We start from the raw sequence: 13,348 nt of genomic DNA on the forward strand, positions 1-13,348 counted from the left end.
CAGGTCAGCGGTGTCGTTGCAGAGCCCTGCGTTGTTCAGCGTACTCCCGCTACAAGCCGATACAAATTGCCGCGATCCGGTGTCAGGTTTTCCGGAACCGTCCGACTAATCGCAGGTCTGTGCAAAACCAGTCCGTCTGCTGAAAAAACAAAGGCGGGTTACACTGCGCTGTTGTTTTGCACTGTGCACTGATCATCGATTATCCACGGGAGTTTGTCATGCTGATACTACCGGGTCCGAACGGAACGGACCGCCCTTACGCTTCTGAAATCACGCCGCGCGAGGTATTTGAAAAGCGCCGCAAGTTACTCGGCATGCTGGCTGCCGGCGGCTTAGCCGGTGTCAGCGGATTACGCTGGACTGACGCCGCAGCACAGGCGACGCAGCGACTGGCGGCAGCGGCGAATCCGGCTTACCAGCTGACAGAAAAGCAAACCAGCCGCAAAGATGCGACTACGTATAACAATTTCTACGAGTTCGGCACGGATAAAGCCGATCCTGCGCAAACGGCAGGCACGCTGAAAACCCATCCGTGGAGCATCAGTATCGAAGGTGAAGTCAAAAAGCCGTTTGTACTGGATCTGGAAGCACTGCTGAAACTGGCACCGATGGAAGAGCGTATTTACCGGCTGCGCTGCGTGGAAGGCTGGTCGATGGTGATTCCGTGGATCGGTTATTCGCTGTCGCATCTGATCCGTCGTGCCGAACCGAACGGCAATGCACGTTATATCGAATTCGTGACGCTGAACGATAAAAAACAAATGCCTGGCCTGAATTATCCGGTGCTGGACTGGCCATACACCGAAGGCTTGCGCCTCGATGAAGCTAATCATCCGCTGACGCTGCTGACTTTCGGCATGTATGGCGAAGTGCTGCCGAATCAGAATGGTGCACCGGTCAGGCTGACGGTGCCGTGGAAATACGGCTTCAAATCGGCTAAATCCATCGTCAAAATCCGTTTCGTGCGTGATCAGCCGCAAACCTCGTGGAACCGCGCCAATGGGCGCGAATACGGCTTCTATTCGAATGTGAATCCGGAAGTCGATCATCCGCGCTGGTCGCAAGCCAGCGAGCGCCGCATCGGCGAAGATGGCTTGTTCACCCGCAAACGCAAAACCCTGATGTTTAACGGCTATCAGGAAGTGGCATCGCTGTACAGCGGCATGGATCTGAGGAAGTTCTACTGATGCGCAGTCTGCATCTGAGTGCGGCAGCGGTCAGTCGCTGGAAAATCGCCGTGTTTTTGCTGGCCTTGCTGCCACTGGTACGCATCATCGTCTGGGCGCTGCTGGATAAAATGGGGGCGAATCCGCTGGAATGGATGACCCGCAATACCGGTTCGTGGGCCATCTATATTCTGCTGCTGACGCTGGCGATTACCCCGCTGCGTCGCATCAGCGGCTGGAACTGGCTGCAGAAATTCCGGCGTATGCTGGGCTTGTATGGGTTTTTTTACGCCAGCCTGCATCTGACGATGTATTTGTGGTTTGACCATTTTTTCGAATGGGAAACCATCTGGCCGGACATCATCAAGCGCCCGTTTGTACTGGCTGGTATGGTCTCGTGGAGCATGATGTTGGCGCTGGCAGTGAGCAGTCCGCAGGCAGTATTACGTTGGATGGGCGGCAAGCGCTGGCAGCGTCTGCATCAGCTGATGTATGTGCTGGTGCCGGTGGCGGTGCTGCATGTGTACTGGATGAAATCCGGCAAACATGACTTTTTCTGGCCTGCGGTGTACGGCGGTATCACCGTATTGCTGTTGGGCTTACGGATCTGGTTTGCGCGCCGTTCTCTGCGTCCGGTCTGAGGACTTACTCGGTTTTTTCTGTTGCAGTAATCGTATAAACGATTGAGATTTTATGCACAGCGGCGCACAATTTCCGGTCGCAAACCGAAACGGGAATCATCATGCAGTCGTATTTACTGAAGCCGGGCCAGACCAGTGAACTGTCACGTAAGCTTGCTTTGCTGGTATTGGGCTTGTTTGGCTGGAAAGTGTTTTATAAACCCTTACCCGGACCGCGTGGCGTCATCATCGTTTATCCGCATACGTCCAACTGGGATTTTCCGATTGGCGTACTGGGAAAAATCGCGATCGGACAGCGTTTCCGCTTTATCGCCAAGTCGTCTTTGTTTGAAGGTGTGACCGGCGCATTGTTTGGCCCGTTTTTGCGCGCCATCGGCGGCTCACCGGTGGAGCGCGGAGTGTCTACCGGCGCGATCGGCAGGATTGCAGAGCAAATGCATAAGGCGGACTGGTACTGGCTGGCGCTGGCACCGGAAGGCACGCGCAGTTTACGCCCTTACTGGCGCAGCGGCTTCTATCACATTGCCCGCAACGCCAATGTACCGCTGGCCTGCGCTTATTTTGATTTCCGCAGAAAATGCATCAACCTGACGGATTATCTGACGTTGACCGGTGATCCGGACACCGATATGGCGGCAATTGCGGCTGTCTACAAAGATGTGCAGGGCTGTCGCCCTGCGCTGGCTGGCCCGATCAGACTGAAACCCGACGAAACTCAGGGCGGTAATCAGGCTTAAGGTTTGACCGACTCGTCTTTCGCCGGCGCTTTAGCCGGTGCCGGAGAGGATGCCGGATGTGCGGCAGGTTTGTCCGGCATGTACAGCGGCCCTTTCTGGCCACAGGCGGACAACATCACAGTAAGCAGCAGAACAGAAAACAAGGTGCGCATCGCAGAAATTCCGGAACGGTTAGAATGCTGATTTCTCAGTAAGAATTTCACGGAGTGTAGCATGACTGAATCTGAATTCCATGATCTGGCGGAAGCCTGCCTGCGTCAGGTCGAAGAGATGTTTGAGCAAGCGTTTGAGCGCGATGAAATGGATGTTGAGTGCAGCCGCAGTGGCAATGTGCTGACCATCGAATTCGTGAATAACGGCAGCAAAATGATCGTCAACAGTCAGGCACCGATGCAGGAAATGTGGCTGGCTGCGCGCAGCGGTGGTTTTCACTACCGTTACGATGGTCAGCACTGGCTGAATACACGCGACGGCAGCGAATTTTTTGCCACTTTGTCCCGCCTCGCAGCGGAACAAAGCCGGGCATAAGCGCTGAGCGGCGCTATTCTTCAATCACTGGTGGCGCGCCCGGATCGAAAGTTCCGGGCTGATTTTCCACATAGTAATAATCACCGTTAATTTGCACGATTCCCTGCGGTAACGGACGTTCTTCAATCGGAATGTCTTTCAGGGCTTTCTGCATGTAGCCTATCCAGATCGGCAACGCCAGACCACCACCGGTTTCGCGGTTACCCAGATTGCGCGGCTGATCGAAGCCTATCCATGCAATCCCGACCAGCTTTGCCTGATAGCCGGCAAACCATGCATCGACGGAATCATTGGTCGTACCGGTTTTACCCGCGAGGTCTGTACGTTTCAGTACCATCGCTTTCGCTGCAGTGCCATAGCGCACGACGTCTTTCATCATGCTATCCATCAGGAAAGCATTCCTCTCATCGATCACACGCGAGGCTTCGTTACCTGAGGTGTCCGGTTTGGCCTGCGCTAACACTTTGCCGCTGGCATCGGTGATTTTTGCAATCAGGTAAGGATTGATTTTGTAGCCACCGTTCGCGAACACGGCGTATGCACCGGCCAGTTGCAGCGGCGTAACAGCACCTGCACCCAGTGCCAGCGTCAGATAAGGCGGATTTTTTTCCGGCAGAAAGCCAAAGCGTGTCGTGTATTCCTGACCATATTTGGCACCGATTTTATGCAGGATACGAATCGAAATCATGTTTTTCGATTTCGTCAGACCTTTACGCATGGTCATCGGACCTTCGTATTTGCCGTCGTAGTTTTTCGGTTCCCAGGCTTGTCCGCCGGTTTGCCCTGCATCGAAACTGATCGGTTCATCAGCAATCATGGTGGCTGGTGAGAAACCTTTTTCCAGCGACGCAGAGTAAATAAACGGTTTAAACGAAGAGCCTGGCTGACGCCATGCCTGAGTCACGTGGTTAAACTTGTTCAGGTTGTAGTCGAAACCGCCAACCAGTGCTTTGATCGCACCATCAGTGGTACTGGCAGCTACAAAAGCAGACTGCACTTCCGGCATTTGTGTGACGATCCAGTTTTTACCTTCCTGCATCACGCGAATGACAGCCCCGCGCTGAATACGTTTATTCGCCGGCGCTTTTGCTGACAGACTGCTGGCGGCAAAACTCAGACCAGCTTCTTCAATACGAATCTCTTCGCCGGATGCCAGAACAGCGCGCACCTGCTTTGGTGTCGCGTCCAGCACCATCGCAACCAGCAAGTCATCGCTGGCCGGATGTTCGGATAATTTCTTCTCGATCAGTTCTTCGGCAGCTTCTTTGTTCGCAGGCAGTTCCACAATGGCTTCAGGACCACGATAGCCATGACGTTTTTCATAATCCATCACACCGCGACGCAGCGATAAATACGCAGCATCCTGATCGGCTTTCGTGATGGTGGTATACACGTTCAGGCCACGGGTATAAGTCTCTTCTTTGAACTGTTCATAGACCAGCTGGCGCGCCATCTCTGCCACGTATTCGGCATGTACGCCAAAATCACTGCTGTCAGTTTTGACCTGTAATTCTTCGGTACGAGCTTGTTCAAACTGTGCTTCAGAGATGTAGCCCAGTTGTTTCATGCGCTGCAGGATGTATTGCTGACGCACAGTTGCCCGTTTCGGGTTGGCGACAGGGTTGTAGGCTGACGGCGCTTTCGGCAAGCCTGCCAGCATGGCAGCTTCGGCCAGCGTCACATCTTTGAGTGCCTTGCCAAAATAAATCTGCGCTGCGGAAGAAAAGCCATATGCCCGCTGCCCCAGATAAATCTGATTCATGTAGACCTCAAGGATCTGATCCTTGGTCAGGTTTTGTTCAATTTTCCAGGCGAGCAGAATTTCGTAAATTTTCCGCTTGAATGTTTGCTCACTCGATAAAAAGAAATTACGGGCAACCTGCTGGGTAATCGTTGATGCGCCTTGCTTCGCGCCGCCTGTCAGATTATGCAAAGCCGCGCGCAGGATTCCAAGATAATCTACGCCACCGTGCTCGTAGAAGCGATCATCTTCAATTGCCAGTACCGCTTTTTTCATCACATCAGGAATTTCCTGAAAACGTACGACGTTACGGCGTTCTTCACCGAACTCACCAATCAGTACGTGATCCGCCGTGTAAATGCGCAATGGCATTTTCGGGTTGTAACTGGTGATTGCGTCAATATCCGGCAGATTCGGATATGCCATAGTGAGAGCAAACAGAATGATCAGAACCAGACTGGTCGCCAGACCGGTAACGATAACGGCGCCGCCGATTGCAATGCGTGCGGCGAGCGATCGTTTTTTGGGAGATGGCTGTTCTGTTTGCTGGGAAGAGTTATGTTCAGACATGAGTTTTCACAATATCAATCACAAACCGGATTATAACGGTTGTGCTTTGGGCTCAGACGGAAAACCCGTTAATCGGAATGACAGATGCAAAAAACTGAGTGGGGTATTGGCAACGAAGCGCGCAACGCTCGGGAGGAAATTCCTTTACCAAAGCAAGTGATATTGCTAGGATTTCATGTAGGGTAGGCCGACTGTATTTGTAATTGTTAGAAAATGCAGTCACTTTGTATGCAGTTGGTATTTTATAACGGTTTTTGTTTCAATTTGTAATAAGAACGCGTATGTCGTTCATGAGGGGATATTCTTGGCTTTCAATCTTGCTACCTTGCTTGGCAGAAAAAATCCGCCACTGATAGGCTTGGATATCAGCTCGTTCGATATCAAACTGGTTGAGTTGTCCGAGTCGGGCAACAAATCTTACCGGCTTGATCGTTATGCCTCTGAGCCTTTGCCAAAAGGCGCTGTGCTTGACGGTAATATCGAAAATATCGAACAAGTCGCAGACACCATTAAAAAATTGCTGAAAAAAAGCGGCGCCAGTGCGAAAAATGTTGCACTCGCCATGCCGGCATCTGCTGTTATTACCAAGAAAATTTATCTTCCCGCTGCGTTAAGTGAGCAGGCGCTGGAAGTGCAGGTAGAGTCAGAGGCCAGTCAGTACATTCCGTTTTCAATGGATGAAGTCAGTCTGGATTTCTCTGTCATTGGTCCTGCAGCTAATGAAGAAGATATGGAAGTTATGCTGGCAGCTTCACGTAAAGAAAAAGTCGAAGACAGGGTGGCAGTCGCAGAAGCCGCCGGTTTGACAGCGAAAGTGATGGATATTGAATCCTATGCCGCCAGAGCTGCTGCACAGCGTCTGATTGATAAACAGGCAAATGAAGGACGTGATCAGGTATTCGCAGTATTTCAATTGGGAGCAAAGCGGACTTACGTCTACATCATCTTCAACGGTGAAGTGGTTTACGAGCGTGAGCAGCAGTTCGGCGGTAGTCAGCTTACTCAGGATATTGTCAGAAACTACGGCTTGTCGCAGGACGAAGCGGAAATTAAAAAGAAAAACGGCGATTTGCCTGATAGCTACGAGATGGAATTACTTGAGCCATTCCTGGAAAATGCTGCGCTTGAAGTAACGCGCGCTATTCAATTTTTCTTCACTTCCACCCCTTATACACGTGTGGATCAGATTTTTCTCACAGGTGGTTGTGCTGTGCTTACCGGTCTTGCTGACATCGTTGCAGAACGTACGAAAATCTCTACTGCAGTTATCAGCCCTTTCAAAGGCATGGAGCTGGCGCCGGGCGTTAATGAAAAAGCGCTTCGTAATGATGCTCCGGGATACGCGATAGCATGCGGACTCGCACTGCGGAGATTCGACTGATGATTAAGATTAATCTTTTACCGCATCGCGAAGAAAAGCGTAAACAGCAGATTAAAGATTTTTATTCTTTGCTGCTGTTATCGGCAATTGTCGGTGCGTTTGTTGTCATTGTGGTTGGCGCGTTGAAACAGCATGAAATTACCGTGCAGGATGAGCGTCTGGCTTTTATTAAGAAAGAGAACGCAATCCTTGATGAAAAAATCAAGGAAATCGCTAACCTGAAACAGGAAATTGATGCATTGAAGGCGCGTCAGCAGGCTGTTGAAGATCTTCAGGGTGACCGAAACCAGCCTGTCTTCCTTTTGCAGGAGCTGGTACGTCACACGCCTGAAGGTGTCTATTTACGCACTTTGAAACAAGAAGGCCAGCGCGTCACGATCAGTGGCTATGCGCAGTCACAGGAGCGTGTTGCTGAATATATCCGTAATCTTGGCAGTCGATCTGAATGGATGTACAAACCTGACCTGATTGATATTCACTCAACAGGAATTGGTCAGGGGCGTGACGCACGTAAAGTTTCTGATTTCTCAGTTAATGTGGGAATCAAACGTCCGCGTGAGCGTGATGAAAGTGCGTCCTCCACGGCGGAAAATGTTCGCCCTGACAGTGCGAAGCCAAATTAATACCGCATGGAATCGAGAGAGTCTGAATGGCTGCGAAATTAAATTTAAACATCAATTTCAACGAACTGGCGGACGATGTACGGTCGCAGTTCGCTGATACCAGTGGATTGCATCCTGGCTTATGGCCTGTCATTCCGCGTATGAGTGCAGCTGCAGGTGTTTTTGCTGTAGTTATGTTGCTGGGATGGTTCTTCTACTGGAGCGCACAGAATGAAGAGATTGAGCTGAAAATGGCTCAGGAAGTTCAACTGAAGCAAGAGTATCGCGACAAAATGCAAAAGGCGATTAATCTTGATGCTTTGAAAGATCAGCGTGCACTTGTGCAGCAGTATGTTTCCACGATGGAAAAGCAACTGCCAAGTAAGGCTGAGATGGATGCTTTATTGTCTGATATTAATCAGGCTGGTATTGGTCGTGGATTGCAGTTTGACTCCTTCAAACCAGGTACGCCAGTCGTTAAAGACTATTACGCTGAATTGCCGATCGATGTGCGTTTGAGTGGCAGTTATCACGATCTGGGTGAATTCGTTGCTGATATCGCGAAACTTCCGCGTATTGTTACTTTGAATAACCTTGCAGTTTCAACCAATAAAGACGGAGGATTAACTCTTGAGGTTGTTGCAAAGACATTCAGGTATCTGGATAAGGATGAAGTGATGGCTCAGGCAAATCAGAAAAAGGCGAAGAAATGAGATCAAAACTGACAATGCTGTCCGTACTTGTCAGTACGCTTTGGCTTAGTGGCTGTGGGCAGGATGATTCGACCGAACTGCGTGACTGGATGGAGTCCGTTAAAAAAGAGACGCGTCTTGTTGTGCCGAAACTGAATCCACCAAAAACCTACATGCCGGTTCCGTACGAGGTGAAGGCTGATATTGATCCCTTCAATCCCGAAAAACTGATGGCAGTGCTTGCAAGAATGAAAGATAACGGCGGACGTCTTAAGCCGAATATGGAAAGACCGAGAGAAGAATTGGAGTCTTTTCCGCTTGATACGCTGAAGATGGTCGGTTTGATTGAAAAGAATGGCCTGAAACTTGCGCTGATTCAGTCAGATAAGAAAGTGTATCAGGCAAAACTTGGTGGATACATAGGGCAAAATTTTGGGTTAATTGTCAAAATATCCGAGTCTGAGATACAGATTAAAGAGACGGTGCAGGATGCGGCCGGAGATTGGGTAGAACGTGAAGCTAAGCTTGAGTTGCAGGGGAGTCAAAAATGACAGCGTTGATAAGTAAAATCAAAAGTGGCGCGATGTTTGTAAGAATCTGCCTGATTGCGTTGTGCGCACTTTGTTTGCCAGCACTTGCACAATCGAACAGTATTGAGTCCGTTGTTGCTAATCAGCAAGGTGCCAATATCGTCGTCAAAGTCGGTATGAAAAATCCGATTCAAAAAGCGCCTGTAGGATTTTCAATTAATAACCCTGCGCGAATTGCACTGGATTTCCATGACACACTGAATGCCACCGGTAAAACGACTATTGATGTCAATATCGGTGATCTGCGTACGGTCAATCTGGTTGAGGCTGCGGGTCGTTCGCGCATGGTCTTTAATCTCAATAAAGCGCTCAATTACGCGACAACGATTGAGGGCAACAATCTGATCATTACGATTGACGGATCAGGTGGCGTTGCGACTGCAGTCAATTCTCAAGGTTTGCCAGCAAATCCTGAGCCTGTGAGTTTTGCTAACGGTAATAAACCTCAATTGCGCGATATTGATTTTCGTCGTGGCGTTGCAGGTGAAGGGCGAGTAGTTGTTGACTTACCTTTAACTCAGGTTGCTGTTGATGTTCGTCAGCAAGGACAGAAGATTTTTGTAACCTTCCTGAAAGTTGCCTTACCAGAAAAGTTACGCAAGCGATTAGATGTAGCGGACTTCGGATCGCCTGTGCAGATCGTTACGACCACACCGAACGGTGAAAATGTACAAATGGTCGTTGAGCCAAAAGGCTTATGGGAACACAGTTCTTATCAGAGTGATACACAGTTTGTGTTAGAGGTACGTCCGATCAAAGAGGATCCTAATAAGCTGACTCAGGGAACCCAGGGCTATCGCGGTGAGCGTATCTCTTTTAATTTCCAAAATATTGAAGTACGTGCGATTCTGCAAATTATTGCTGAGGTCAGCGGCTTGAATATTATCGCCAGTGATACTGTAACCGGCACCATTACTTTGCGTTTGAAAGACGTTCCTTGGGATCAGGCGCTGGATAATATTATGCAAATCAAGGGTCTTGATATGCGTAAAAACGGCAACGTGATGTGGGTCGCGCCGAAAGACGAGTTGTTGACGAAAGAAAAGCTGGAGCTGGAGCAAAAAGCGCAGATCGCTGAACTTGAACCATTGAAAACAGAAGCTTTTCAGCTGAATTATCAAAAGGCAGAGGCGTTCAAGCAAGTTTTCGGTGTTGATGGTGCGTCTACTAACCGTATTTTGTCGAAACGTGGCAGCGCGGTGATTGAACCTCGGACTAATCAGTTATTTGTGACGGATATTCCTTCTAAGCTTGAAGAGGTGCGTAAACTGATCCAGAAAACGGATATCGCTTCTAAGCAGGTTTTGATTGAGGCGCGTATCGTTGAGGCGGATGATAAGTTCAGTAAAAACCTCGGCGCCAAACTCGGATTTACTGATATGCGAGGTCTTCGCGGCGGGGATGCCGGATATCAGGTTTCCGGTAATCAGCGCGTGGCATTAACAGGTAATTATCTTGGTGTTGGTGAGCAGACTGGGCAGGCAAAGATAACTGATCAGAGTTTCGTACCTAATTCGCAATTTGTGAATTTGCCAGCAGCAGGTATTAATGGTTTGTCCCCAGGTAGTCTTGCCGTCAGTTTATTTTCATCTGCGGCTAATCGCTTCCTGAATCTTGAGTTGTCTGCACTTGAGGCGGATGGTAAGGGAAAGATTATCTCCAGTCCTCGTGTTGTGACAGCTGATCAGCTTAAAGCATCGATTGAGCAGGGTACCGAAATTCCATATCAGGTTGCAACAGCCAGCGGTGCGACATCAATTGTTTTCCGTAAGGCTTCATTGCGTCTCGAAGTTACGCCACAAATTACACCTGACGGTAACGTTATTCTGGATGTTGATGTGCATAAAGACAGTGTTGGTCAGGAAACGCGGATGGGCTATGCCATTGATACCAAACAAGTCCGTACTATGGTACTGGTTGAGAATGGTGGCACGGTCGTTTTGGGTGGTATTTACCAGCAGACGGAACGTGATAACATGACAAAAATTCCATTTTTCGGAGATTTGCCATTGTTCGGTAATTTATTCAAAAGCACTGGCAGAGTAAATGACAAGACCGAGCTGCTGATATTTATCACGCCAAAAATTATGGCTGACCGGTTTAGTATTAAGTAATAGGACAGGAAAATAAAATGATACGACTGCAGAAAAACGGGTTCGGGCTAGCCATGCTGTTTCGCTACTTCGTTGCGATCTTATTCGCGGCGATGCTTACTGCCTGTGGCGGTGGCGGTGGTTCGGCAGGTTCATCAGGTAACGGGGCAGCATTGTTCGTCTCTGCGCCGAGCGCCATTACAATTATTCCAGGACAGACCGTGCAGTACACAGTCGGTGGCGGTGTGCCATCTTATGCTGTTGCAACGGCCACGTCCGGCATTATTGCTACGATTAAAGACAAAGTCCTGACTGTTACAGCAGTGGCTGGTGGTACATCTCAGATTACCGTTACTGACAGTGCGGGTAATAAAGTTGGTATCGCAGTTACAATAGGAACTGGCATTCCATTGTTCACTTCTGCACCAACAGAGTTTTCAATGGCAGTCGGCGCAAGTACATCCTCATTTGTAATCGGTGGTGGATCTGCTGAGTACATCGTCTCCGTAGACAATTCATCGGTTGTAGCACTGAGCTGGATCAATAACAGTTTTTCTCTTTTTGCGCGTGCTGCAGGAACGGCAAATGTAACTATTACCGACACAATGGGTGGGAAAATTTCCCTTAAAGTAACCGTCACTGCCGGCGGCACATCCAGCAGCGCTTCATTGACGTCAACTGCTCCGTCTACCATTAAGCTTGCATTAAATGAGACTGCTACTTATACAATCAGTGGCGGTACTCCTGCGTACACAGTCGGTAGCTCTGATAATTCGATTGTCAGTGCATCTGTTTCCGGAAATTTACTGACAGTTACCGGTAAAGGAAACGGAAATGCTTCGATCAAAGTTCTGGATACAACTGGTCAGAATTTGCCGATTGCCGTTCAGGTTGGAAATGCAACAACCGCAATTTTCACATCTTCGCCTTCAGATATTACTGTTGGGGCAGGTAATGCATCTCCGACATTTAACGTCGGTGGTGGTACACCGCCATATACAGCAGTGTCTGCAAATGAGTTGGTTGCTAAGGTCGCTCTTGGTACAGGAAGTACCTTCATCGTGAATGGTGTTGCACCAGGTACGACGACAATTACTTTGAAAGACAGTACAGGTTCTCCTGTCAGTATAAATGTTACTGTCAAAGATACTTCGACAGCACCTTTGGCCTTGTTTACAAATGCACCATCAGCCCTGACGCTGCAAACATCTGTAAGCGGTTCATATCTCGTTTCTGGTGGTACGCCGCCATATTCGGCGATTCCTAGTAATCCGTCAGTTGTTGACAGTAATGTTACGGGTAACAATTTGTCGATTACAGGTAAAGTTGCAGGCAATGCTAAAGTAACGATTTCAGATTCAAAAGGTAATAAGCTGCCAGATATTGATGTCACAGTATCAGGTGGTTCAACACTGACCTTGTTCACAACGGCGCCATCTGCAATCACGATGGCAACTGGCTCGCAACCGTCATATACAATTTCCGGTGGCGTTGCCCCATACACTGTGATCAGTAGTAATGCAGGGGTAGTGTCAGTTGTGACGCCAACAGTTGCTGCTTCTGGTGGTAGTTTTACGTTGAAAGGCGAGGCTGACGGGTCTGCATCTGTGCTTATCACTGACAGCACAGGTAAAACAGTTCCGTTAATTTCTGTGACTGTGACCAACACCTTGCCTGGAACTTTAAATACCACAGCTCCACAGTCTGGTGTAACGCTGAAGCTTGGATCAACTGATACAGATAATGGCAATTACGGCATTATCGGTGGAACGCCGCCATTTAATGTGGTGTCATCTGATGTGACCGTCGCGAAAATTAGCTCTCCTGCAACTTTCCCAACTTTAACTACTATATTTTCTATTAAAGCTGTAGCAGCTGGTACATCGACAATTACGGTGACTGACGCAAAAGGCGTTCAGGCGAGCTTTGCTGTAAAAGTGCTCGCTCTAACCGGGCCAGCATTCACCGTTTCGCCTAGTAACGTTACTGCTGGCAGTCTTGGTGATATTCTTTACTTCCGTGTAGACGGTGGTGTTCCGCCATATACAATTTTGTCGAATAATTCAGCCGCAATCAGTATCCCAAGCGGCACGGTGTTATCGAGTTCGGGAGGCACCTTCACTGCTCAATTGACGCGAGCATCAGGAACGGCAAATCAGATAGTTGTATCTGATGCTACCGGTGCAGTACAAACTGTCGCTATTTCTACGGTAGGTGCTGCAGCCACCGGATTTTGGGTTACGCCTTCCAGCTGGACGATTGATGAGGTAACAAGTGCACCGGTTACAATGACTCTCAATGGTGGAAATGGGCCTTATCAAATATTCTGGAATAATAAAGCGCTGGCAAACGTATACACAAGTACTGGTACCGATTTAAGTTTGCCTTCGTCAACGTTCTTTAATGACGGCACGCTCAGTATTCGTGTTGGAACACAAGGTACGCGATGCGTAGCTGGTGATACTACGATAACTTTCACAATCGTCGATAGTTTAAATCGCTCAACTACCAGTACAATGATGATTAAAAATAATCCGACATCAGGGTGCTGATTCTGCGCAATCGTAAGTTACAGCTTCCTGAGTGCCGGTCAGGCTCAGGAAGCGA

General features: G+C 49.0%; 12 protein-coding genes. 10 read left to right on the top strand and 2 right to left on the bottom strand.

What is annotated here, in order from left to right; genetic code table 11:
- The first annotated feature begins 218 nt into the window (after positions 1 to 218).
- The 3 genes from msrP (at position 219) to KDM89_RS01810 (ending at position 2,544) form a co-directional block, all read left to right on the top strand.
- The gene (msrP, locus tag KDM89_RS01800; RefSeq protein ID WP_212686218.1) at positions 219 to 1,187 is read left to right on the top strand and encodes a protein-methionine-sulfoxide reductase catalytic subunit MsrP; all 969 of its coding nucleotides are present in this window, start codon (positions 219 to 221) and stop codon (positions 1,185 to 1,187) included.
- A complete protein-coding gene (locus KDM89_RS01805; protein WP_212686219.1) occupies positions 1,187 to 1,807 on the top strand; it encodes a protein-methionine-sulfoxide reductase heme-binding subunit MsrQ in 621 nt (206 codons plus the stop codon). The genes msrP and KDM89_RS01805 overlap by 1 nt, the downstream gene beginning before the upstream one ends.
- Before the next feature lie 101 nt (positions 1,808 to 1,908).
- Positions 1,909 to 2,544 carry a 1-acyl-sn-glycerol-3-phosphate acyltransferase gene (locus tag KDM89_RS01810; protein ID WP_212686220.1) on the top strand — a complete coding sequence of 212 codons (636 nt, stop codon included), beginning with the start codon at positions 1,909 to 1,911 and terminating at the stop codon, positions 2,542 to 2,544.
- Here KDM89_RS01810 and lptM read toward each other — a convergent pair.
- Positions 2,541 to 2,696, bottom strand: coding sequence for an LPS translocon maturation chaperone LptM (gene lptM / locus KDM89_RS01815; protein WP_212686221.1), 156 nt, complete (start codon positions 2,694 to 2,696; stop codon positions 2,541 to 2,543). The genes KDM89_RS01810 and lptM overlap by 4 nt on opposite strands.
- A gap of 61 nt (positions 2,697 to 2,757) precedes the next feature.
- Between lptM and cyaY the strand changes: the two genes are divergently transcribed.
- Positions 2,758 to 3,072, top strand: coding sequence for an iron donor protein CyaY (gene cyaY / locus KDM89_RS01820; RefSeq protein WP_212686222.1), 315 nt, complete (start codon positions 2,758 to 2,760; stop codon positions 3,070 to 3,072).
- Positions 3,073 to 3,085: 13 nt separating this feature from the next.
- On the opposite strand, the gene KDM89_RS01825 is transcribed toward cyaY, so the two are convergent.
- Positions 3,086 to 5,383: a penicillin-binding protein 1A gene (locus tag KDM89_RS01825; RefSeq protein WP_212686223.1), complete on the bottom strand. Its 2,298-nt coding sequence runs from the start codon at positions 5,381 to 5,383 to the stop codon at positions 3,086 to 3,088.
- A 304-nt stretch (positions 5,384 to 5,687) separates the two neighbouring features.
- On the opposite strand from KDM89_RS01825, the gene KDM89_RS01830 reads away from it, so the two are divergent.
- The 6 genes from KDM89_RS01830 to KDM89_RS01855 are packed head-to-tail and all read left to right on the top strand — an operon-like array spanning position 5,688 to position 13,293.
- On the top strand, positions 5,688 to 6,764 hold the full coding sequence (locus KDM89_RS01830) for a pilus assembly protein PilM (RefSeq protein ID WP_212686224.1): 1,077 nt from the start codon (positions 5,688 to 5,690) through the stop codon (positions 6,762 to 6,764).
- Positions 6,764 to 7,387 carry a PilN domain-containing protein gene (locus KDM89_RS01835; protein ID WP_212686225.1) on the top strand — a complete coding sequence of 208 codons (624 nt, stop codon included), beginning with the start codon at positions 6,764 to 6,766 and terminating at the stop codon, positions 7,385 to 7,387. The genes KDM89_RS01830 and KDM89_RS01835 overlap by 1 nt, the downstream gene beginning before the upstream one ends.
- Positions 7,388 to 7,413: 26 nt before the next feature.
- Positions 7,414 to 8,079, top strand: a complete 666-nt coding sequence (locus KDM89_RS01840) for a type IV pilus inner membrane component PilO (protein WP_212686226.1) — start codon at positions 7,414 to 7,416, stop codon at positions 8,077 to 8,079.
- Positions 8,076 to 8,609 (top strand): pilus assembly protein PilP, encoded by a 534-nt coding sequence (locus KDM89_RS01845; RefSeq protein WP_212686227.1) that lies wholly within the window; start codon positions 8,076 to 8,078, stop codon positions 8,607 to 8,609. Before KDM89_RS01840 ends, KDM89_RS01845 begins: the two co-directional genes overlap by 4 nt.
- A gap of 32 nt (positions 8,610 to 8,641) precedes the next feature.
- Positions 8,642 to 10,762, top strand: coding sequence for a type IV pilus secretin PilQ (gene pilQ, locus KDM89_RS01850; RefSeq protein ID WP_230427641.1), 2,121 nt, complete (start codon positions 8,642 to 8,644; stop codon positions 10,760 to 10,762).
- Positions 10,763 to 10,779: 17 nt separating this feature from the next.
- Positions 10,780 to 13,293, top strand: coding sequence for a beta strand repeat-containing protein (locus KDM89_RS01855; protein ID WP_212686229.1), 2,514 nt, complete (start codon positions 10,780 to 10,782; stop codon positions 13,291 to 13,293).
- Positions 13,294 to 13,348: the final 55 nt, after the last annotated feature.

Source organism: Cognatundibacterium luofuense (assembly GCF_018139685.1).
Lineage (GTDB): Bacteria > Pseudomonadota > Gammaproteobacteria > Burkholderiales > Burkholderiaceae_D > Undibacterium > Undibacterium luofuense.